The sequence below is a fragment of the Mesorhizobium sp. CNPSo 4689 genome (genome assembly GCF_057784325.1).
On record NZ_JBWLUZ010000033.1, the window covers coordinates 31,353 to 52,243 of the forward strand.

A 20,891-nucleotide genomic window follows, 5' to 3' on the forward strand; every position below is an offset into this window, starting at 1 on the left:
ATGGCAAACCTGAACTGTACGGCCGACATGCGGCGCATGGCCGCCGGGACTGAGGGCGTAGGGCGCCCCGCTACCCTACCGCCAGCCATTTGCGCGACTGGGCGAAGGCCTTGAAGGCCTTGGCGTCCATCGGACGGCCGAAGGCGTAGCCCTGCAGGATGTCGCAGCCCAATTCCTTCAGGATGCGCGCGTGTTCCATCGTTTCGACGCCTTCGGCCACCACTTCGATGCCGAGCGATTTGCCGATCTCGATGATGGACGACACCAGCCGCCGCTGCGCCCTCGAGTCGATGATCGGCGTGATCAACTGGCGGTCGATCTTCAGCCGGCGCGGCTGCAGCTTGAGCAGGCTGACGATCGAGGCGTGGCCGGTGCCGAAATCGTCGATCTCGATGTCGATGCCGAGTTCCTTGATCTGCTCGATGTTCCAGGAAACGAAATCGTCGTTCTCGTCGAGGAAGATCGACTCGACCAGTTCGAACGACACGGTCCCTTCCTTGATGGCGAGCGTGCGCAACCCCTTGATCAGGTCCCGGTCCTCCAGGCGCCTGGCCGAGACGTTGACCGACACGCGCGCGATGTTGAGATGCGACCAGCGCTCGAAATTCTCCAGCGCCTGTTTGAGGGTGACGCTGTCAATCAGCGCCACGACATTGAGCTCTTCGGCCACCTTGAGATAGGCGGCGGGGGCGAGGATGCCGCGCCGCGGATGCTTCCAGCGCGACAACGCCTCGACGCCGACGATCTCGAGCGTCTTGGCGTCGAACTGCGGCTGGTAGTAAGCGATGAATTCGTTCCGTTCCAGCCCGCCCAGGATTTCATCGGCGGTCTGCTTGGTCCGAACGATCTCGCTCTGCAGTTCCTCGTTGAAGAATTCGTAGCGATTGCGGCCATGGCTTTTCGCCCGGTAAAGCGCGAGATCGGCATTGACGAGCAACTGTTTGGCGTCGACCCCGCTGTTGGCGGCAATGCCGATGCTGACGCCGAACCGGCACTGGTGGCCCTGGTAGGTGATCGGCTGGCGCATCTCTTCGATGATGCGGTCGGCAAGTTCGGCAAGTTTGTCGTCGCCACGGCCATGGCTCACCACCACGAACTCGTCGCCGCCGATGCGCGCCACGAAATCGGCTGCCCCGGCATTGGCCTTGATCACCTTCGAGGCATGCAACAGCATGGCATCGCCCGCTGCGTGGCCGAGTGTGTCGTTGATTTGCTTGAAGCGGTCGAGGTCGAGATGCAGCAGCGCCGTGCGCCGGCCGGCTTCGCCGCTTTCGGCCAGCATCTCGTCGAGATAGCGGCGATTGGGCAGGCCGGTCAGCGAATCGTGAAGCGCCACATGCTCGATGCGCGCCTTGGCGGTCTCCAGTTCGGCGTTCTTCGATTCCGACAGCTGCCGCTCGCGCACCAGGTTCTCGTTGAGCAGCACGTCACTGGTCACGTCCCATTCGGCGCCGATCATCTTCGGCGTGCCGCCAGTGTCCTGGAAGAAGGTCGCGCGCGTGCGGACATGGCGGATATGGCCGTCAGCATGGACGAGGCGGTATTGCGAGGAGTAGAGGCCCTTGGTCGCCGCGGCCTGGTCGAAATCCTGCCGGGCACGCTCGATATCGTCGGGATGGATCGTCCCCGACCAGTCATCATAGGCGCGCGGCTTGCCGTCGGCGGGCCTGCCGTAGATCTCGTTGACGCGGTCGTCCCACACCAGTTCGTTGGTGGCGAGGTCGTGCTCCCACACGCCGATGCCCGAGGCCTCCAGCGCCAGCTCCAGCCGCCCGGACAGGCGTCTCAACTCGGCATAGTTTTTCTGCCTTTCGCCGAACAGCCGCCCGGCCACCAGGATCGGCAGCACCACCAGCACGCCGGCGAGCGCCATGAGTGCCTGCAAGGTCCGCTCATTCTTCGGCGCCGCTGGCCAGCCGCCCTTGGGAATGGCCGAGATCCGCCAGGAGCCCGAAGGCAGCTGCACTTCGGCCGTCACGGGCTCGCCGGCGATGACATTATCGCCGCCGAAGAAACGTTCGCCACCGCCGCCCAGCGCATCCTTGCCGGTCAGCGCGACATCGATGTCGAGTTGGGGGTCGTTGAGGCCGCTCGCCGCATAGAGCCTCTCGACATCGACTACCGCCGAGACGATTCCCCAGAAGCGCTCGCCGCCGCCCGCCGTCGCCACGAAGACCGGGATGCGGCCTATGAAGCCGCGTCCGCCTTGCGCCAGGTCGACCGGACCGGCGAACACCAGCGTGCGTCCGTCGCGCGCCCGAAGCGCCGCCGTGCGTTGCGCCTCGTTCTTGCGGTAATCGAGCCCGATCGCCTTCTCGTTGCCTTCCATCGGGTACATCAGCGAAATGACGAGGTCCGGCGCGCCGGCGATGTTGCGCAATTGCGATTTCTGCTCGAACAGATTGCCGGCGAGCGAGGCAAATCTCTGCTGGCCCATATAGGGCTCGGTGACGATGGCCGATACCAGGCCGCGCACGAGCTGGAGATTGCCGTTTATGTTACCCTCGAGCTTGGCGCGGATAATGTTGACCTTGGCCAGGACATCGGCGCGCGCCAGTTGATCGGAGACTTGTCTGTTCTGCTGGTCGGCAAAAACGGCGCAGATCAGAAGCACGACAAAGGCTATCGCCGCCGGCAAGTTGGCGGCAGAAAAAACGGCCTGACTCACGCGGCCGAGATTGAATCCCGTTCTGGTCAATTCGACCCGAATACCTTTCCTGGACAATAGCCCATCGGGCGAACCTAGTAGAAAGTGCTTAAATTTAACCTTCCAGGCCAGCCGCAAGTTTCAGCATTGGGCCCATTGTTGCCGGCATTCCTGTCCGCGGGCTGAAGCAGTGCTTAACGGACAGACGGAGAGGGTTTTCCAGCGATTTGAAGCAACCAACTCACTTTGCCAGGCATTAATTTGTGAAAAGCATCGGGAGGAAGTCCATGCTGCATTTTAACATGCCTCGGGAATTTGAGATCGGTGACGAGGTCGCGCTGACAGGTACCGTCATCACCATTCTTCCTAGCGGACGCGCCAGGGTGAGCATCCCATCGTATGACCATCCTTATGCGATCGACCCGCCACCCAAGACCCGCGCCGGAGACAAGGTTCTCCTTGTCGGGGACGTCACCCGCATCGATCGCGAAGCCGACAAGCTGACTGTGCGGATCGACTGCGGCGGCGTGATTACGGTCGACAAGTCGGCGATCACCAGGCTGAGAAAGCACCGCCGGGCGTCAGCGGGCTGACGCGCACAGCGATGCAACGGCCGGCGACCGTTGATTGGCACGCGCGACAGAGCGCGTATCCTTTGGGTTGCCACTGTCTAGCCTAAGAGAGGTTCGACACTCACAACCGATGGGAGAGTTGGCCTCGCGCGCGCCGGCCTGTACAATCACCAGGTGAATACAGGGGAGGAGGCTCGATCGTGCGGCTGGATCGGAATCTCTGCCATTGGCGCATCTGGGCCTTCATCGTCGTCATGGCGTTCTGGCCGCGTGCGGCATCGGCCGACGACATCACGCCCGAACGCATCGCGGCTGCCCTGTCGAAGCTCGAAGCGCTCGCCGAAGCCGCCGTCGCCGACGGTGCCGTGCCCGGTCTCTCCATCGGCGTCGTGCACGACGACGAAGTGATCTTCCTCAAAGGTTTCGGGCATCGCGAGGCCGGCAAGCCTGAGGCCGTCGACGCCGACACCGTGTTCCAGATCGCCTCGCTCTCCAAACCGGTCTCCGCCACCGTCGTGGCGGCGCTGGTCAGCGACGGGATCGTGTCCTGGGATTCGGAAATCGCCGACCTCGATCCGGCCTTCCGGCTGGCCGATCCCTATCCGACCAGCCAACTCACCGTCCGTGACCTCTTCGCGCATCGCAGCGGGCTTCCGGGCACCGCCGGAGACGACCTCGAGGACATCGGCTACGACCGCGCCGAGATCCTGCATCGGCTGCGGTCCGTGCCGCCATCGTCGAGCTTTCGTGCCGGCTACTCCTACAGCAATTTCGGACTGACCGAGGGTGCCATTGCTGCCGCCAAGCCGACAGGCAAACCCTGGGAGGAGGTCGCCGAGGAAAAGCTCTACCGTCCGCTTGGCATGGCCTCGACCAGCTCCCGCCATTCCGACTTCGTCAAGCACGCCAATCGCGCCGCGCTCCACGTCAAGGTTGATGGCGCCTGGGCCGCGAAGATCAAGCGCGATCCGGATGCGCAGGCGCCGGCGGGCGGCGTCAGCTCCACGGCACGCGATCTCTCGCAATGGGTGCGCCTCATAACCGGCAACGGGGTCTATGCCGGCAAGACGCTGATTGCCGCCGATGCGCTGGCGCAGACGCATGTGCCGTTGATGACGCGCGGCAAGAACCCCGTTTCCGGCGGCGAGAGTTTCTACGGCCTCGGCTGGAATGTCGAATTCGGCCGGCACGGTCTTAGCTGGGGCCATGCGGGCGCCTTCAGCGTCGGCGCGCGCACCCTAGTGACAGTCTTCCCGAAGGAGAAGCTTGGCATCGTCATCATCGCCAATGCCTTTCCGACAGGCGTGCCCGAGGGGCTGTCCGACAGTTTTGCGGACCTCGTCTTCGACGGAACGGTCGAGAAGGATTGGATCAAGGCATGGGACGGGATCTATGCCGGCCTGTTCGGTCCGGCGGTCGAGGCGGCCAAGGCCGCCTATGCCGCGCCGCCGTCTCCGGTAAGGCCCGCCGGACCGGCCGGTGCCTATGCCGGCCGCTATGCCAACGACTTCATCGGCGATGCGGTCGTGTCGAGTGCAGGAGACGGCCTTGTGCTCAAGGTCGGCCCGGCTGGCGCCCGGTCCTATTCGCTGACGCATTTCGACGGCGACCTGTTCCTGACCTTCCCCGATGCCGAGACACCGGACAGGCCAACGGGCGTCAGCTTCGTCGTCGGCCCGGACGGCAAGGCGTCGGCGATGACGATAGAGTTTCTCGACGACAATCATCTCGGCACGCTGCGGCGCGTCAGCGACCAAGATGGCCGGTAGACAGCGGACATGCCGGCGCAAGCGCTGAAGCCGACCTTATCCAGGGTAGTGCCGACCGCTTCGAGGCGACGGGCGCCAAGGGCCGACTCTATGTTCCCTTCACGATTCTCGGTTTAGTCGGTCGGCGGGATTGAGCCGCGCTCTCGAGGGTCAAGGCCAACCGCTTCTCGTCTTCAATGGCGCGATCGACTGCCTCGATTTCCTCCTGGAGCGCCTTCAGCTCGGCTCCGTAGCTGGAGCCGTCGCTGTCCCCGATCTGAAAGCCACTTGCCCGCATTGCGTCGCGAGTATGGTGCACGTTACGGATTCCTTCGCGTCGAGTCGCGACCAGGATTTCCCTGAACTCTCCAAGACGTTCAACGTGATTGCGAGCCATTGCGTTCTCCTATTTCGTCGTCATCGTCGCTGACGGCGATTCAGCACGGCTAAAACTTACGGCGCAGAAGGTTTAAGCGACTCTAAGAGATACGCTCGACAAAGCATGAATGCGGAAGCTCAAATTTGACCGTCTCGCAATAGCGTGGAGCGCGGCAGCGGGAAATTGGCTGCGGGATCGTACAGTGAAAGTCCCATGATGTTTCTCCTTTGGCCACCACGGCCGGAAGGAAACGGATGGATCGCAGAGCTCGCTTCCGGGTGGCCGGAACCGGGACGGCAGCTTCTGGCTTCCTGTGTAGTGAACGCGAACGTCCGTTCAGGGCAGCGAGCGACGCGCAGTATTTACCTTAACGTGAGAGCAGGAGAGAGATCTTGACCCGAGGTGCGAAAAAGCAACGCAAATACAGCTGATTGGTTATGACGTATGTATTCTCGCAGATGTGGTATTGGCCGTCTGGGGATTCCTGCACGCGATCCTTCGGGATGATGAAATTATGCGGCAAGTAAATGTAGCCCCCATCAATTCTGGACCGTACCGAAGAGCTAGGTATGGCGCGGCAATCAGATCCGCCGCAGCACTTGAATTTCGTCAGCGGGTCAATCCTGTCTTCGTACCAATCATGGGCGTTGGCGCCTGTTGCCGCGGCGATGCACATTGCCGTGAAGATGAACCTCCGCATGGCATTCCTCAAACATTCGGCAGGCGCTGCTGGTTCGAGCGTCTATGTATATTAGCCTTCCACTAAAAATACCATTGGTCTCCGAATGACTAGGGCGTCGTGCGCGCGCCGAGATGGTCCAGCAGCGTGTTGGCGATCTGTCCGTCATGCACCTGGCCAGCGGTCGGGCCGACCACCGACAGGAAACCTTTTGCACGAGATGACCGTTGTGGCCACAAAACCGAGGAGAAGGTTGAATGGCATCCGTCCGATACATCGTTGCCGACGTCAACGAGGCGGTCGCGTTCTATCGAGACAATCTCGATTTCAAGATCGACAAGCACAGTCCGGGCAAGTTCGCCGCGCTGCTGCGCGACGACTTGACGTTATATCTCAGCGCCCCGGGTGCGGGGAGCGGTGGTCAGGCGGGCGGCGATCCGAAGCCGGGCGGGTGGAACCGATTTATGATCGTTACGAACGAGATCGATGTCCTCATTGAGCGGTTGCGCCGGGCTGATGCAAGATTCCGCGGGGAAATCAGCGACAGCGGTGCTGGCCGCGCCATCTTGCTCGAAGATCCATCGGGCAACGTCATCGAGCTATTTGAGTTCAAGAAGGACGGAGCCTGACGCAGAGCTGACGGCGGCGGGCTGTTGGTTTTGATAAGGCGGTGAGCTTTCGCCGCCGGTTTCGGACTTGAGTCAGGACGCGTGTGCGTACTGCAGCAGTTCACATTTGTCTGGGATAGCGCCGCCTTACTTAACCTGACGCCGCCTTGCGGCAGAAGTGCCTGAGCCCCACAAGGCGCGCGAGAGAAGGTTCCGTCTGCCCTTGCGCGGGACAAGCTCGATATCGCTGACCAGCTTGGCGCCGCCCTTGCGCCGCTCCAGGGTGATCTTGCGGCTGTGGAAGGCTTCCAGCTCGGCGCGGTGCGCCACGCTTATGATGGTGACCTTCGGCAGTTCTTGGATGATCGTCTCCATCATCTTGTCCTGGCTCTTCTCGTCGAGCGCCGAGGTTGCTTCATCGAGCACGACGATATCGGGGCTGTGCAGCAGGAGACGCGCTAAGGCGAGCCGCTGCTTCTCGCCGCCCGACAAGGTCTGGTCCCATGGCGCGTCTTCCTCGATCCTGGCGGCGAGATAGGCGAGGCCTACCTTGTCAAGGGCAGCCTTGATCTCGTCAATCGTCCAGTTGTCGGCGGCGGCAGGATAGGCGGCTGCACGGCGAAGCGTGCCTGAGGGGATGTAGGGACGTTGCGGCAACATGAACAGTCGCCTCTCGGCGTGGAAATTGACACTGCCGCCGCCCCATGGCCACAGTCCCGCGACGGCCCGCACCAGCGTGCTCTTTCCTGAACCGGATTCGCCGGCTACCAGCACCCGCTCGCCCGGTTCGATCACGACCTCGGTTTCCTTGACCACGGACGTGCCGTCGTCGAGCGTCACGGAGAGATTGTCGAGGCTGAGCATCGCACCGTCTTCGGTTTCACCACGCTGGATGCGTCCCAGGGCGTCGCTCTGTTCGGCTCGCTCCAGCCCGTCGAGCGACATCATCAGCGAGGCGATGCGCCGCGCACAGGCGTTCCAGTCGGCGAGACGGGGATAGTTATCGACCAGCCATCCGAACGCTCCTTGCACGATGCCAAAGGCAGAGGCAGCCTGCATCACCTCGCCAAGCGTCATTGAGCCTTCGAGGAATTTTGGCGCACACAGCAGGATCGGCACGACCGGCGCAAACAGGCTCGACCCCTGCGACACCGCCGCCGTACGCATGTGCTGGCCGGTCAGCAGCGCCCATTGCCTCAGCACATGGCCGAAATTCCTGTCGATGCCGCTGCGTTCTTCGTCCTCGCCGCCGAGCAGGGCGATGCTCTCGCCGTTTTCGCGCACGCGCGTCAGCGTGTAGCGCAGTTCGGCCTCCGCCTGGTTCTTCCGCTCGGAGAGCTGGACGAAATTGCGGCCGATGACCACCATCGAGGTCGAGGTGATGGCGGCATAGATCATCGCGGTGATGACCAGGAAGCCGGGAATGGTGATGCTCTCGCCGCCGATCGGCAGGGTCAGCGCGCCGCCGATGGTCCACAGCACGACGATGAAGGTCGAGGCCGACAGGAACGCGTTAAGGACGCCGGCGATGAAATCGACGGGAGATTCGGTGGCGATGCGCAGATCCTCGGTCATGCGGGCTTCGGGGTTCTGGTGATCGCCGCCGACGAGGTTCAGCTGGTAGTAGCGGCCGCTGGCGAGCCAGCGCGCGATGACCGCGGTGGTCAGCCAGGAACGCCAGCGGCGCTGGATCGTCATGCGCAGGTAGACCTGCGTGACGACAAGGCTGCCGCTGCAGATCACCAGCGGCACGAATACGGCGCTGAGGAAATAAACGCTGCGGGCGTTGCGCTGCTCAAGAGCATCGAACATCGAGCGGTTCCAGACATTGATGCCATACTGGAAGCCGATATTGATGCAAATGAGCAGCAGCACCCCGATGGTGAACGGCCAGGCGAGCCGGTCGCCGCGCCGGCTCCAGTAGCCGCGCGCGCCGATCCAGAAACGCCGCAGCAGATATTTCTTGCGCGCCTGCTCGGCCTGCTCGGGCGTCAACTCCGGATCGGGCTCGACGGCCTCCGGCGGCGGCGCGGCCTCGCCGACGACCTCCTCGGCTTCGACTGCCAATGGCTTCTCTTCGCGCGACTTCTCTCCGCGCGATTTCTCTTGGCGCGATTGCTGCTGGCGCGACTTCCGGGCGCCGCCCGGCCTGGCGCCGTCGGCCGATTTCGGTTTGACAGCTTCTGACATCAGGCCGACAACGGCTTAAAAATCAGAAGGTTTCATGATGTCCGCTGGAGATGCCAGCGGGCAGCCCGCTGAGTGTCGGCTACGTGGTGTCATTGACGGCGGGAATGGATCGAACCCGGTGGGTTTTCGCCGCCGGCTCGTTCTCAGGACGCCTGGCCGTAATGGAGCAATTTGAAGCAGTCGCCGCTTCCCGACTTCGACTGCGTCAGCAAGGGCTTCGCGCGGTCGATCCAATCCTGGTGCGATCTGGCATCGGCTTCGATCGCATCGGCCGGTGCAAGGGCGACGAAGCCGCGCCCCTTGCTGAACAGCCAGCACGCGCGGCCGAGATGTCTCCTGCTGCTGAGGCGCAGCAGGTCGGCATCGTAGAAGATATCCAGCACCTCCTGCTTGATTTTGCGCTCCTTCTCAGGATTGGCGACCGCAGCCTCGACCGGCTCGCCGCCGATCGCATCCAGCAAATCCTTGTAGTCGAGGGCGAGCTGGGTGGTGGCATATTTGATGTCGTTCTCGTCCCGCACGATGTTGAACCACAGCGTCGGATCGAGTTCGTTGACGACGAACGAGGTTTCGAAATCGCTCGACAGATTGAGGATATCGAACGCTTGGACATCGACGTCGCGCTCGACCAGAAGGATATCGGCGACCTGCTTGCCGAGTTCCGTTCCCTGCGCGCTGACCGCGGCGTTGGTTCCGCCAAGGTCGGGACTGACATAGGACCCGCCTTGGTCCAGCAGCTCGTCGAATTCGCCGAGCGATGCGACGACGGGGGTGCCGCGGGCAATGCGCGCCGCCAGTTTGGCCAACACCTGTTGCAGCTCCGTCTCGCGTCTTTTCTGGTCCTGATAGTTCTGCTGGAAGAAGAAGATGAACAGGGACACGCCGATGCCGATCAGGATCACGCCCAGCTGCGAAAAGATGTTGCGATAATATTCCAGCAGCTTTTCGCGATGGCGCACGTCGTCGCGCACGCTGTGAGCGACGCGAAGATTGACGATCAGCGACAGGATCAGCAGCCCGGCACCGACCAGGATGAGGCCGCCGATGAGGAGGTAGCCATGGCCCGTGCCGAAATCCATTCGTCTGCCCCGAAACCCCAGGCTGCGCAGATTAATGCCATTTTGCTTAAATACCTATGGGTTCGTAGAGCATCGCAGCGCTCGGCAGAGAGACGTCGCGCTTCTCGGAGGACGAAGGATCTTGCCGACATGCCGCAGTTCGATCGGGAGCCTGGGCCGGCGCGCCCTGCGAGAAGCTGCATTTCCAATGCGAAAACGACCCCCCGCTGGTGCCGCCTAGGGTTGCTGCTCATACGCTGCGAGTGCCTTGGCGACGCCGGCAACGAGGTGTTCAACATCGCTCGCATGTTCGAAGGCGATTCCGGTTTGCGCAAACTCCAGTGGCGAATAATCAGGCGCTATCCGCTTGACCTCTGCCATGATGCGCTGAGCTTCCTTCAGGTCGCCGAGTTGCGCGTGGCACCCCGCCAGCCTTGTCAGTCGCCAGGGGGTTTTCGGGGGGACCTTGGACATGCTGACAAGCGCGGCCTTGTAATCTCCAACGGAGTATTGCGCGATGGCGCGATCATAGTGGTACCAGTCCGGATGGATCGGGTTGATCCGTATCGCACTGTCAAGCGCCGCGAGTGCTTCAAGAGGCCTGCCTCTCATCGTGAGCAAGAACCCCATTTGCGCAATCGTATCGGCGTCATACGGATTGAGGTCGAGCGCGCGTTGAAGGTGATGTTCAGCCGCGTCGAACCGACGGGCAGAGATGAAAGCCTGGGCGAGTACGCGATGGCAGCGTGGCTCTTCCGGCGCCAGGGTCACCGCACACACCGCGCGGTCGATCACTGAACCAAGCAATGCCGGGGGTGCCTCGGCATAACCACCTATAATGAGATCGGCGAGCGCGATGTAGGCATGCGCCAAGGCATAGGTCGGGTCCTTTTCGACCGCAGCCTGGAAGAGACCGCGCGCAGCCTCGTTGTCATCATCACCATAACCGCGCAGCCGGGCCAGTCCACGCAGGAGAAGCTCGTATGCGGCCAGGCTTTCGGGAGGCTTTGGGCTTGCCTGCTTGAGACCTGCATCGTCGAGCCGAGCGACCAGCCGGTTCACCACACGGCGGGCGATTTCTTCCTGCATGTCGAAGATCTGGCCGCCAGACGCGGAAAAGGTATCGCTCCATAGGACTCCACCCGTCGAGGCAGTAATGAGACTGACGGTGACCCGCATGCCGTCTGCCCGGGTCGTCGCCCTGCCGCGGACCAGGTAGGTTGCGCCAAGGCTGTCGCCAACGGCACGCCAATCGGACGCGGAATCCGAGACAAATGCAAATCCGGAATTGCGCGCCAGCACAACGACCGTTCCGAAGCGAGCCAACGCATTGACAATGTCCTCGGCGAAACCGTCGACCAAGGGGGTGTCTTCCGGCGCACCTTCATTGCTGAAACGCAGCACGGCAACGCGCGGCTGCCCGGCGCGCTCTTGCTTTGGCGCGTCGGGAGGCGAGAAGACGTAGCCGCGCTTGGCGACCGTGCGGATAATGGTTTGGCTTTCGTCCTGCAGCGCCTTTCGCAACTCCCTGACCGCCTGCGTCAGTGAATCCTCGGTCACAAAGACATCGGGCCACACCGCTGACATCAGTTCAGACTTGGTCGCGACACGCCCGACATTCCTGCTGAGGTAGGTCAACAGGTCAAACGCCTTGGAGCGCAGAGCGACAGGTTTTCCGTTGCACAACAGCAGCCCGCGGGCAAGATCAAGCTCGCAACTGCCAAGTGCCAGTGGTGCGTGCCCTGGGTTTTCTCGCGACATTGAATGCCGATCTGACCAGCTCGACCAAACGCTGCCTGATTGGGGTCTCAATCGGCGCGGACGTCAAGGGATCAGGAGAATTTGATCCGCCTTCACTTTGGCCGGAAGTCATGCGCCTCTCCATGGCCATGATCTCCAGCATTTCGAACATTGTTCCAGGCATGGGCGCACAAGGTGACGCAGCCATGACGGTGGATGCATATTCCAGGAGTTCCTGCCGGGCGGCTTGGCGCGTGTTCTCATTCGGTGACATGTTCGACCTCATCCGGTTCGCTCTTGAGAACAATGAAGCCAAGGAAAGGGCGCGTACCGGAAGATTTCTGAAATTCTGCTGAATCTCTTCGTCGATCTACCGTACTTGCCGGGGGAAGCGGCGGCCACTTCCGCTTCCGGCACGGACTATCGCGGCGCTGACTTTCGACCCATCGCTTTCCATTCCGTGAAAAACTTATGGTTTCGTAGATGTGCAAGGCCGATCCCGCGCGGTCGCCAGGGGCATGGCGTTGTCTCAGCCATGCATCGAAGGCTTTTGCGCGCTGGCCGCAATGCTGTATCGAGCAGCAAGAATTCAAGGAGCCTTCGATGACTTTGAACGATGCCGCGCCGACGGGCACAAGCGGCGGAGCGACGGAAGCGGCCTCCGGCACTGCCGATGCCGTGAACGACGGCACGGCGGCCGGCGATGCCTCTTGGCAGGACGATGTCCGCGCAGGCGTGCGTCATGTGCGCGATCTGGAGTCGCTGCCGTTGTCGCCGGCCGAGCGCGCGGCAGCGCAAGCGGCGGCCACGCGCCACAAGGTGCGCATCCCAAAAGCCTATCTCGACCTGATCGACTGGAGCGATCCCGCCGATCCCATCCGGGCGCAAGTCATCCCGTCGCCGCAGGAACTGGCGGAGCAGGACGGCGAGCTCGACGATCCGATCGGCGACCATGAATTCAGCCCGGTGCCGCGATTGACGCATCGCCATGCCGACCGGGTGCTGCTGTTCCCGACCTATCAATGCGCGGTCTATTGCCGATTCTGCTTCCGCAAGGAGTCGCTGACCTCGATCGGCCGCGGCTATACGCGCGAAGCCCTTGAGCCGGCTTTCGCCTACATCGCAGCCCACCCCGAAATCCGCGAGGTGATCCTGACCGGCGGCGACCCGCTTTCGCTGCCGGACAAGGCGCTGGCCGAAATCCGCGCCAGCATCGAGGCGATCCCGCATGTGCGGCTGCTGCGCATCCACACCCGCGTGCCGGTTGCGCTGCCTTCGCGCGTGACGTCAGGGCTGGTCGGGGCCTTGCAGGGCCGCCTGATGGTCACAGTGGTCACCCATTTCAACCATCCGCGCGAGATCACGGACGCTACCGAAGCGGCCTGCCGCACCTTGCGCCACGCAGGCTTCATGCTGCTCAACCAAAGCGTTCTGCTCAAGGGCGTCAACGACACTGTCGAGGTGCTGGAGGAGCTCTGCCGCGAGCTGATGTACCGCCTCGGGATAAAACCGTACTACCTGCACCACGGCGACCTCGCGCGCGGCATGGCGCACCGGCGCACCACAATCGCCGAAGGCCAGGCGCTGGCCGGCGCCCTGCGTCGGCGGCTGTCGGGCATCTGCAACCCCGTCTACGTGCTGGACCTGCCGGACGGCGGCGGCAAGGTGCCGCTCGGGCCGTGCTATGTCGAAGGGCGGGACGGGGAGACGTGGCGCATTCGCGGGCAGGATGGCGAGGTGAGGGCGTACCGGGAGGTGGTTGGGGGGTAGGGATGCTGGCGCCCACCATCATTTATCGCGGGCCTGCTGCAGCGTCCGCGTACTCCGCCAGAACCAGATTGCCAGCGCGCCGGATCGCCCACGGATTTGTGTTTCCGCAGGCCCTCTCAGAACACCGGATTTGAACAGTGCGCAGTCGCGACCGGCGGCTTGCAGCATCTTGTCACTCACCGCGACTTCGGCATTCTGCTCGGCCGCGATCTCCATCAGGCGACTGGCGACGTTGACCGTGTCGCCGGTGGCCGCGATGTGCTGACGGCCTGCGCCGCCGAGTCGAGAGGCAACGATCGTTCCGTGGTGCGCTCCAATCTTGAAGCCGAGCCGGGATGCCGTCGATGCAGGCAACGAGGCGAGCCAATCGTTGGTACGGCTGGAGAGCCTTGCACAACAGCGGGCAGCATTGAAGGCGTCATCTGTCGCCGGTTGCGGCAGACCGAACAGGATCATGGCGCCGTCACCCATGAAAGAAGTGACGACGCCACCGCAGTCTTTCACATCCTCGTCTACCAGCGCATGAAACGCGTTCAAGAGTTCGCGCGTGGCGTTCGGCCCCAATGTTTCACTCAGCCCGGTGAAGCCGGACAGATCGATGAACAGGATGGCGGCGTCTGCCCGGACAGGTTCCGCGAGGAAGTCGCCATGGCCGGCGAGCCACGCCCCCAGGCCTGGGGCTTCGACGCGTTGCAGCAATTGGCTCTGCGTGGCGAAATATTGGGCCCGGTTCCTGCCCAGCCAAAGTTGTGCTGCCCCAAACAGAAGAGCCGGCGGAACGGCAGCGGCCATCGGCAGCGCAGCGCTCAGCCAGATATGGTGTGAGAAAGCTGCCATATTGACCGCGAACCAGATCAAGATCACGCCGGCGACCGCCCATAGGCCGATGGCGTTTCGCCGCCACGCCAGCAACCCCACGAGAACCATGGGCAGCACCACCGCAAAGCCGGCATCCGCGAGGCGAACGGACTGGTCTCGGACTATGCCGTCGCCGGTCATCAGATGGGCGATCGCCGTCGACATGACTTCGACACCCGGAAGCACGGGATCGAACGGAGTCGGGAAAACATCGCCGGCGCCGGTTGCCGTCGCTCCGATCACGACAATTCGATCCCGGATGATGCCGCGATCGAGTTGGCCCTCCAGCACGGTCGTGGCGCTGATCGTGCGGATCGTGCCGCGCGGGCCGTAGAATGTCAGCGGCAGGATGTGACCGATGTCCGTCCTGACCCGACGGCTGCCCAGCGACAGATGATCGGGCGCTATGGCCGGATCCTCGCCCGCAGCCAGCGCAGCAACACGCAGGGAGAAGGACGCTTCCAACTGATCTCCGGCCCGAAACAGCAACGGCACGAACCGGGGCGTTCCCGTCCGGTCGGTGACCACGTTGACGACGCCGACGGCGGCGGCGTCCGAAAACGCTTTCAGCGGCCACAGAAACCGCTCGGCATTCGCCACCCGGGCGAGAGGGCCTTCACCCTCGGCCACTGCCCATTGTCTGCCTCCCGGGTAGACCGCTGCCGCAGCGATGACGCTGGCACTCCTGCCCAGCGAACGCGCGAGCGCCGCGTCATCGTCTTTCGCCCCGGGATCGACCAGCAGAAGGTCGAGCGCAATGGCTTTCGGCTCAAAGCGCGCGATCGTATCGACAAGCCGGGCAAGCGTGGCGCGGCTGAGCGGATAGCTGCCCTCAACGCGCACCGTTTCGTCGTCGATCGCGACAATGGTGATCACCTCCGGTGGCTTTGCCGTTCCTCGAACGAGCGTTCGAAGATCGGTCATCGTCGCTTCGACGCGATCGAGAAACCCCAAATTGCCGCGCCAATGGGCGAAGCCCAGGCCGGCGCCCCAAAGACCGGCCAGAATGAGCGCGATCAGCGTCGCAAGCGCTCGACCGCTCATCCTCGCTCACTGACCCAGACGAGCCATCAATGCGGAAACGCGCTTGGCCGGCCAGCGCTTGACGGTGAGCTTGCCCGTCCCTGCCTCGACGTCGACGCCTTCGCCCGGCGCCAGCACCACGCCGGCATTGGACGCCGGCCGTTGCACGGCGACGCGGCCTCTGAGGACGAAAACGGACGTCTTGCGCTGGCCGACGTCGACCGTCCATTTTGTGCCGCGCACCGCGGCGATCGCCTGCGGGGTGACGACCACGAAACCGCCCTGGACCCCGCCGGCAGGAGCCTCGAGCAGCAGCGCCTTGCGCCGCAATCTGACCGCATCGGCATTGCCGTTCCGATCGCGGTCCACCAGCGAAAAACGCGCGCCGTCTTCGACGATGATGGTAAGGCCTTCCTGGCACCGCAGGATCTGTCGAGAGGTTCCGGCCACCGGCTCGAACCTGCACCCCGCCTCGCTCGACTGCGCCAAGGCGGTATCCATCCAGAAGACACCGGCAAAAATGCCGGCCACCAGCCTACGGAAATATCGGCCCCTTGCGCTCATGAACCCCTCCTTGCTTCGCGAAAATCTGCGGCAGGAAATTCGCCTGCCGTCAGCCTGACGGTATGCGCACGAGCCGGCACTTGCAGCGGCGTTGCCCTGAAGCAGCAGGATACCGACCGGCAATCCTAACACGACAACCTGCTCCCGCGCTAAGCCAGACGTGCGACGGGGAGGTGGGTTCACGGAGGTGTGGGGCAAGCTCGGGTTCCTCGCTCGCCCGCAGGCTCCCTGGAACCGGACTCAATATCCCGCATTGTATGAGCGGGGCCTTAAGGAGTGCGCGGCGTGAAAGCTTTGTTGGGAATAGTCGGCGGCTTCGTGCTGACCCTCGCCGTCTTCGCCAGCGGCCTTGCCTTCGCCGTCTGGCTTCTCGCCGCAAAGCCCGTGCGCCAGATCACCCCCAGCGTGGGCGTCGCGGAACTCTGGACCAAGGACGCGCGCCCTGTGAACAAGGCGGCGCCGACCTTGGAGCGTATCCCGGCCGAGCAGGCTGCGATGCCTGACGCCAAAGCGGAAGCGGCCGCCGCGTCGCAGACCACCCCGGCGACGACCGACGCCATCGCGACCTCCGCCATCCAGCCTTCGACGGATGAGGAGCAGGCCTCGGCAGGACTGCCCGCCGCCCATGTCGAATGGTGCGCGAGCCGCTACCGCTCCTATCGTCCCGGCGACAACAGCTACGTGTCCTACAGCGGGCAGCAGCGCCCCTGCATCTCGCCCTATCTCGACCCCGGCACCGCCGGACCCACGGCGCAACCTCCCGCCGATGCCGTCAGCTACGTCGAGGCGAACGACGCTTCGATGGACGGCTACGCCACGACATATGAGACGGACGGCGCCCAGCTTTCGCCCGACCACGTGGATTATTGCTTCAGCCGCTACCGCTCCTACCGGCCGGAAGACAACACATACCAGCCTTATTCCGGTGGCCCGCGCCGGCAGTGCGAATAGGGAGTGACGGGGGTGCGAAAACAACCGAATACAACCTGAAACCGGATTGAGACGTATCTGAAACATCGACGCGAGCGGGCGACATGCCTGCGAACGCCCCAAGGGGATGGTCAACCCAAGCCAGAACCCAGAGGAGCGCGCCGATGACACCCGACCAGATCAGACTTGTGCAGGACAGTTTTCGCGAGGTCGTCCCGATCCGCGCGGCTGCCGCCGCTCTGTTCTATGAACGCCTGTTTGCGATCGACGAAAATCTTCGGGCGCTGTTTCCGGTGCGGGACATGACCAAGCAGGGCGCCAAGCTGATGGCTAGCCTGGGTTTCGTCGTGCATGGACTGGATCGTGCCGAGACAATTCTGCCGACCGTGCGCGAACTCGCCAAGCGGCACGTCGCCTATGGCGTTGAAGAGCATCATTACCCGATCGTCGGGCAGGCGCTGATCGAGACGCTGGCGGCCGGCCTCGGCCCCGCCTTTACCGCGCCAGTGCGCGAGGCCTGGGAAGCAGCCTATGGCCTGCTCGCGAGTGTCATGATCGCGGCCGCCCGCGAGGACCAGCTCGCGGCGTGACGTGACGTGATGGGCTGCGGCCGAAGGCGGTTCGTTTCGCCCGTTCCAACGGAGCGGGCATTCAACCGCCGAACTCTTCATCGAGAACGCGCAAGCCGTCCTCGTATTTTGACGTCGAGGCACCAATCTGGCGTGCCTGCCAGAGATTATCGGCAAGGTCTGCGCGCTTGACCGGGAGTGCCACCGGGTTGGCGGCTGCCCTGCGTACGAAAGCGAGATCGTCCTCTTCGGGTCGTCGGGTGAGCGCGTCAACGGCCGATACGATCGATGGTCCGAAGCCTGCCTCTTCGAGCCGGTCACGGCTCCAGCCCTCACTCTTCTCGAGAACGTCATGCAGGTAGGCGACAGCCTTCTGGTCAATCGTCTCGACCGCGTCGGCAACCCGGTGGCAATGCTCGATATAGGGTTGCCCCGTTTTGTCCGTCTGCCCGGCATGGGCTTTTTCGGCGATCTTTGCCGCCTGGTAGAGAACGCTCATGGCTTCGATCCTGTATCCGCCTCTTGGATTTAACCGGGAATTGCGCTGCGGGTTCCACGTGTCCGATGGCTCGCCACGTTCGGGGTCCGCAAGTTGCCATCCCGTAGGAACGAAGGGCGGTGCGTCGCGTTTGAGGCAGCGGAGGGCCGCATGTGTGGCGAGATGGTCATTGTCGAACGGCTGCGTATCGCCGTAGCCGTCGCGCGAGCGACATCCTGATGTCAGTGCCAGGACTGGCCTATGGCCCGTTGGGTGACAAGTGCGTGCACCTTTGCGTGGACATGCAGCGACTGTTTGCGGAACCATCGCCCTGGGCCACACCTTGGATCACCCGTGTGTTGCCGCGGATCGAGAGCCTTGTCGCGCGCCGCGCCGCGCAAACCGTCTTTACCCGCTTCCTGCCGGCACAGAAACCAGGCCAGGGCATCGGCACCTGGAAGCGCTACTACCAGCGTTGGGCGTCGATGACATTGGAGGAGATCGGTCCCGAAATGGTCGATCTCTTGCCTTCGCTGGCGCGGCACTGTCCACCCGCGACCATCATCGACAAGCATATCTACTCGCCCTGGTTCGAGGGCAGGGTCACGAATTTTCTGGCAAGGCGGGGGATCGACACCTTGGTGATCACCGGCGGCGAGACCGACGTGTGCGTGCTCGCCACTGTGCTCGGCGCCATCGACCTCGGCTACCGTGTGGTGCTGGTGACGGATGCGCTGTGCAGCTCGTCCGACGCCACGCATGACGCATTGCTGACCGTCTATCACCAGCGCTTTGCGCAGCAGGTGGAAACGGTGGAAATGGAGACGATCCTGTCGAGCTGGACTTGATGTAAGGCTGAGCTCCCCGCTTGCCGTACTCGTCAGGAGCGAGCGAATCCGAAGAGCTTCGCATCGGTGTCCTCGGCACCGCCGATCGCCGACAAAACGATCTCCGAAGCGATTTGCGAAAAGGTGATGCCATTGCCACCATAGCCCATGACGGCATGAACGCGCGGGTGCCCGGGCAGCGCACCGATATAGGGCAGCCCCGTTGTCGTCGTGCCAAACGAACCGGTCCAGGCAAATTCGGGGGTGGGATCGAGCTGCGGCAACAGCCGCAATAGCTTTGCGGCCAGTCGTTCGGCCTTGCCTGCGATGAGCCGATCGCGATTTCCTTCGTCGGTGAAGTCTTCATCCTCGCCGCCGCAGAGGACGCGGCCGTCGGCTGTCGATCGGACGTAGAGGTATGGCTCTGATGCCTCCCAGATGAGAGCGGCGCCCGGCCAGATGTTTTTTGGCTGCCGCTTTGTGGCGATGGCCCAGGTAGAGACGATGCGGTGCGCCGTCGACGGGATGATGTTGGTCAGCTCATAGCCGGTTGCCAGCACCAGATGTTGCGCTGTGATCGTCGGGCCATGCTTGGTACCGACGACGACTCTTTCGCGATCGTGGTCGATCGCCGTCGCCTCGACCGGTGCATAGAAGCGCGCTTTGCGTGCCAGCGACCGCAGCAGCAAACCCGCGGTTAGCTTGCGCGGGTCCAGCGCGAGATTGCCATGGCTGAGAATGGCGCCGGCGCGATCGACGCCGAAACCCTCCGCCAGGGCCTGACGGCTCAAGTAAGTTGCAGCGATTCCGGTTCGTTGGCGGGCCTCTGCCTCGGCGCGCAACGCGGATGGCCGAAGCACATTGCCGGCCAGATAAAGCGCGGGATGGCAGGTGAGGTTGCAGTCGATCGCCAGTTCGGCGATCCGCCCTTGCAAATTGAGTACGGCCAGGCGCGATCGGCGCCATGCCTGCTCGGCATCGGCCTTTCCCCTCATCGCCGAAAGTTTTTTCAGCGGCTGGTCGAGCTCGAATTGCACCAGGGCCGTCGTGGCCGAGGTCGATCCGTCCAGCGGTCCGCGCCGGTCGATGCAGATCACCGAATGGCCGGCGCGCGTCAGTGCTTCGGCGGCCATGGCGCCGCTGACGCCCATACCGACGATCAGTACGCCGGTGCTTACGTCCCGCGTCAGTTTTTCTATCGGCACCGATGGCGCGCGGTAAGAAAACCAGACAGGCCGACCGCTCCTCAGGTCGAGTTTGCGCGCCACCAACTCCTCCAGCACCTGGACGCAATGGGCGTCCGGCGATCGATGCCTGCGCGCTAGAGGCGCCCGAGAACAACCAGAATGATGATGATGAGCAGGACCAGACCCAGCCCGCCACCGCCATAGTAGCCGGTGCCATAGAAGGGCCCGCCGCCAAGGCCGCTGAAACCGCCAAGCAAAATCAGAATCAAGATGATGATCAGAATCGTGCCGAGACTCATGGATGTTTCCTCTCTCCAATGAGCTGCCAGCCCGGCAGCGCCAGATGCTGAAGAAGCGACCGTTTGACCTCGGTCAGACCCGTCTGGACCATTCGTCTATCTGCCGCTCCGCCTCTTCCTTGGCGATCCCATATCTCTCCTGGATCCGCCCGAGGAGCTGGTCGCGATTGCCGTCGATCCGATCCAGATCATCGTCGGTGAGGTCGCCCCATTGTTCCTTGGCCTTGCCTTTGAACTGCATCCATTTGCCCTTGATTTGATCCCAATTCATCGTTGCCTTCCTTCTGTTGAGATGACGCGCTCAACCGCGCCCGCGTCTTCCTTTTTAAGGGGAGACGCGGGCTGATCAGGGGATACCTGATCGGCAGCAGTTGAGGGGACAGCTGCAGAGAAACAACCGGGTCGATGGCGAATTGTTCCGGAGTTCCAGGCGAAATGCTCCGGCACTGCAAAAAAGACCCGCCGGCGGTCAGCCAGCGGGTTCGGAGTTCTGGAGTAGCCAGAGTGAACTGGCAGAAGGTCAACGCACGGTGGCGGGCTTTGTTGCACGGCGCATCCGCCTTCGTGTCGGCGAAGAGCGTCTTGGTCGCTCCCCCGCTATGGAACCATCATGCCCCACGGCGGGTTTTTTCCACGCGGGCCGCGTCAGCCGGACCAGGTGGCAAAGAGAACAGGGTTGGTTTCTCCGGCTTCACACCTTGGCCAACGAAATGGCAGTCGAGCTCTTGTCCCACCCGGCCCGCCCCTTGGAGCAAAGGGCAGTGC

At 63.1% G+C, this 20,891-nt stretch carries 19 protein-coding genes; 8 read left to right on the top strand and 11 right to left on the bottom strand.

The window, feature by feature from the left end:
• Positions 1 to 70: 70 nt before the first annotated feature.
• On the bottom strand, positions 71 to 2,668 hold the full coding sequence (locus AC04SI_RS27475; RefSeq protein WP_404282738.1) for a bifunctional diguanylate cyclase/phosphodiesterase: 2,598 nt from the start codon (positions 2,666 to 2,668) through the stop codon (positions 71 to 73).
• Positions 2,669 to 2,934: 266 nt separating this feature from the next.
• Between AC04SI_RS27475 and AC04SI_RS27480 the strand changes: the two genes are divergently transcribed.
• Both AC04SI_RS27480 and AC04SI_RS27485 read left to right on the top strand, forming a co-directional pair.
• The gene (locus AC04SI_RS27480) at positions 2,935 to 3,240 is read left to right on the top strand and encodes a hypothetical protein (RefSeq protein WP_404282739.1); all 306 of its coding nucleotides are present in this window, start codon (positions 2,935 to 2,937) and stop codon (positions 3,238 to 3,240) included.
• Between the two features lie 179 nt (positions 3,241 to 3,419).
• The gene (locus AC04SI_RS27485) at positions 3,420 to 4,988 is read left to right on the top strand and encodes a serine hydrolase (RefSeq protein WP_404282740.1); all 1,569 of its coding nucleotides are present in this window, start codon (positions 3,420 to 3,422) and stop codon (positions 4,986 to 4,988) included.
• A gap of 88 nt (positions 4,989 to 5,076) precedes the next feature.
• Here AC04SI_RS27485 and AC04SI_RS27490 read toward each other — a convergent pair whose 3' ends face one another.
• Positions 5,077 to 5,364 carry a hypothetical protein gene (locus AC04SI_RS27490; protein WP_404282741.1) on the bottom strand — a complete coding sequence of 96 codons (288 nt, stop codon included), beginning with the start codon at positions 5,362 to 5,364 and terminating at the stop codon, positions 5,077 to 5,079.
• Positions 5,365 to 6,282: 918 nt separating this feature from the next.
• Here AC04SI_RS27490 and AC04SI_RS27495 point away from each other — a divergent pair.
• The gene (locus AC04SI_RS27495; protein WP_488475248.1) at positions 6,283 to 6,654 is read left to right on the top strand and encodes a VOC family protein; all 372 of its coding nucleotides are present in this window, start codon (positions 6,283 to 6,285) and stop codon (positions 6,652 to 6,654) included.
• Positions 6,655 to 6,780: 126 nt separating this feature from the next.
• Here AC04SI_RS27495 and AC04SI_RS27500 read toward each other — a convergent pair whose 3' ends face one another.
• The 3 genes from AC04SI_RS27500 to AC04SI_RS27510 form a co-directional block, all read right to left on the bottom strand.
• On the bottom strand, positions 6,781 to 8,823 hold the full coding sequence (locus AC04SI_RS27500; RefSeq protein ID WP_404282743.1) for an ABC transporter ATP-binding protein/permease: 2,043 nt from the start codon (positions 8,821 to 8,823) through the stop codon (positions 6,781 to 6,783).
• A 143-nt stretch (positions 8,824 to 8,966) separates the two neighbouring features.
• Positions 8,967 to 9,902, bottom strand: coding sequence for a hypothetical protein (locus AC04SI_RS27505; RefSeq protein WP_404282744.1), 936 nt, complete (start codon positions 9,900 to 9,902; stop codon positions 8,967 to 8,969).
• Between the two features lie 216 nt (positions 9,903 to 10,118).
• Positions 10,119 to 11,642 (bottom strand): winged helix-turn-helix domain-containing tetratricopeptide repeat protein, encoded by a 1,524-nt coding sequence (locus tag AC04SI_RS27510; protein ID WP_404282745.1) that lies wholly within the window; start codon positions 11,640 to 11,642, stop codon positions 10,119 to 10,121.
• Here AC04SI_RS27510 and AC04SI_RS27515 point away from each other — a divergent pair.
• Positions 11,615 to 11,977: a hypothetical protein gene (locus AC04SI_RS27515; protein ID WP_488475251.1), complete on the top strand. Its 363-nt coding sequence runs from the start codon at positions 11,615 to 11,617 to the stop codon at positions 11,975 to 11,977. The two genes, AC04SI_RS27510 and AC04SI_RS27515, sit on opposite strands and share 28 nt — an antisense overlap.
• Positions 11,978 to 12,224: 247 nt before the next feature.
• Positions 12,225 to 13,391 (top strand): KamA family radical SAM protein, encoded by a 1,167-nt coding sequence (locus AC04SI_RS27520; protein ID WP_404282746.1) that lies wholly within the window; start codon positions 12,225 to 12,227, stop codon positions 13,389 to 13,391.
• 18 nt (positions 13,392 to 13,409) lie between these two features.
• On the opposite strand, the gene AC04SI_RS27525 is transcribed toward AC04SI_RS27520, so the two are convergent.
• Complete coding sequence (locus tag AC04SI_RS27525; protein WP_404282747.1) at positions 13,410 to 15,293, bottom strand: CHASE2 domain-containing protein; 1,884 nt, start codon at positions 15,291 to 15,293, stop codon at positions 13,410 to 13,412.
• 6 nt (positions 15,294 to 15,299) lie between these two features.
• On the bottom strand, positions 15,300 to 15,836 hold the full coding sequence (locus tag AC04SI_RS27530) for a FecR domain-containing protein (protein WP_488475249.1): 537 nt from the start codon (positions 15,834 to 15,836) through the stop codon (positions 15,300 to 15,302).
• Between the two features lie 285 nt (positions 15,837 to 16,121).
• Between AC04SI_RS27530 and AC04SI_RS27535 the strand changes: the two genes are divergently transcribed.
• Both AC04SI_RS27535 and AC04SI_RS27540 read left to right on the top strand, forming a co-directional pair.
• On the top strand, positions 16,122 to 16,787 hold the full coding sequence (locus tag AC04SI_RS27535) for a BA14K family protein (RefSeq protein WP_488475250.1): 666 nt from the start codon (positions 16,122 to 16,124) through the stop codon (positions 16,785 to 16,787).
• A 143-nt stretch (positions 16,788 to 16,930) separates the two neighbouring features.
• Positions 16,931 to 17,356, top strand: coding sequence for a globin family protein (locus AC04SI_RS27540; RefSeq protein WP_404282750.1), 426 nt, complete (start codon positions 16,931 to 16,933; stop codon positions 17,354 to 17,356).
• Positions 17,357 to 17,417: 61 nt separating this feature from the next.
• Here the strand turns inward: AC04SI_RS27540 and AC04SI_RS27545 are convergent, their stop codons facing one another.
• Positions 17,418 to 17,834 carry an HD domain-containing protein gene (locus AC04SI_RS27545; protein WP_404282751.1) on the bottom strand — a complete coding sequence of 139 codons (417 nt, stop codon included), beginning with the start codon at positions 17,832 to 17,834 and terminating at the stop codon, positions 17,418 to 17,420.
• Positions 17,835 to 18,052: 218 nt separating this feature from the next.
• Between AC04SI_RS27545 and AC04SI_RS27550 the strand changes: the two genes are divergently transcribed.
• Complete coding sequence (locus AC04SI_RS27550; protein WP_404282752.1) at positions 18,053 to 18,661, top strand: cysteine hydrolase family protein; 609 nt, start codon at positions 18,053 to 18,055, stop codon at positions 18,659 to 18,661.
• A gap of 32 nt (positions 18,662 to 18,693) precedes the next feature.
• On the opposite strand, the gene AC04SI_RS27555 is transcribed toward AC04SI_RS27550, so the two are convergent.
• The 3 genes from AC04SI_RS27555 to AC04SI_RS27565 all read right to left on the bottom strand — a co-directional run bounded on the left by AC04SI_RS27555 (position 18,694) and on the right by AC04SI_RS27565 (position 20,397).
• Positions 18,694 to 19,908, bottom strand: a complete 1,215-nt coding sequence (locus AC04SI_RS27555) for an NAD(P)/FAD-dependent oxidoreductase (protein WP_404282753.1) — start codon at positions 19,906 to 19,908, stop codon at positions 18,694 to 18,696.
• 53 nt (positions 19,909 to 19,961) lie between these two features.
• Positions 19,962 to 20,126 carry a DUF3309 family protein gene (locus AC04SI_RS27560; RefSeq protein WP_404282754.1) on the bottom strand — a complete coding sequence of 55 codons (165 nt, stop codon included), beginning with the start codon at positions 20,124 to 20,126 and terminating at the stop codon, positions 19,962 to 19,964.
• Between the two features lie 73 nt (positions 20,127 to 20,199).
• Positions 20,200 to 20,397, bottom strand: a complete 198-nt coding sequence (locus AC04SI_RS27565; RefSeq protein ID WP_404282755.1) for a CsbD family protein — start codon at positions 20,395 to 20,397, stop codon at positions 20,200 to 20,202.
• Positions 20,398 to 20,891 lie beyond the last annotated feature (494 nt).

Excerpts from the sequence above, each read along its gene's own strand:
- AC04SI_RS27480 (WP_404282739.1), top strand. The coding sequence starts at position 2,935 with ATGCTGCATTTTAACATGCCTCGGGAATTTGAGATCGGTGACGAGGTC.
- AC04SI_RS27490 (WP_404282741.1), bottom strand. The coding sequence starts at position 5,364 with ATGGCTCGCAATCACGTTGAACGTCTTGGAGAGTTCAGGGAAATCCTG.
- AC04SI_RS27495 (WP_488475248.1), top strand. The coding sequence starts at position 6,283 with ATGGCATCCGTCCGATACATCGTTGCCGACGTCAACGAGGCGGTCGCG.
- AC04SI_RS27500 (WP_404282743.1), bottom strand. The coding sequence starts at position 8,823 with ATGTCAGAAGCTGTCAAACCGAAATCGGCCGACGGCGCCAGGCCGGGC.
- AC04SI_RS27505 (WP_404282744.1), bottom strand. The coding sequence starts at position 9,902 with ATGGATTTCGGCACGGGCCATGGCTACCTCCTCATCGGCGGCCTCATC.
- AC04SI_RS27510 (WP_404282745.1), bottom strand. The coding sequence starts at position 11,642 with ATGTCGCGAGAAAACCCAGGGCACGCACCACTGGCACTTGGCAGTTGC.
- AC04SI_RS27520 (WP_404282746.1), top strand. The coding sequence starts at position 12,225 with ATGACTTTGAACGATGCCGCGCCGACGGGCACAAGCGGCGGAGCGACG.
- AC04SI_RS27525 (WP_404282747.1), bottom strand. The coding sequence starts at position 15,293 with ATGAGCGGTCGAGCGCTTGCGACGCTGATCGCGCTCATTCTGGCCGGT.
- AC04SI_RS27530 (WP_488475249.1), bottom strand. The coding sequence starts at position 15,836 with ATGAGCGCAAGGGGCCGATATTTCCGTAGGCTGGTGGCCGGCATTTTT.
- AC04SI_RS27540 (WP_404282750.1), top strand. The coding sequence starts at position 16,931 with ATGACACCCGACCAGATCAGACTTGTGCAGGACAGTTTTCGCGAGGTC.
- AC04SI_RS27545 (WP_404282751.1), bottom strand. The coding sequence starts at position 17,834 with ATGAGCGTTCTCTACCAGGCGGCAAAGATCGCCGAAAAAGCCCATGCC.
- AC04SI_RS27550 (WP_404282752.1), top strand. The coding sequence starts at position 18,053 with ATGTCAGTGCCAGGACTGGCCTATGGCCCGTTGGGTGACAAGTGCGTG.
- AC04SI_RS27560 (WP_404282754.1), bottom strand. The coding sequence starts at position 20,126 with ATGAGTCTCGGCACGATTCTGATCATCATCTTGATTCTGATTTTGCTT.
- AC04SI_RS27565 (WP_404282755.1), bottom strand. The coding sequence starts at position 20,397 with ATGAATTGGGATCAAATCAAGGGCAAATGGATGCAGTTCAAAGGCAAG.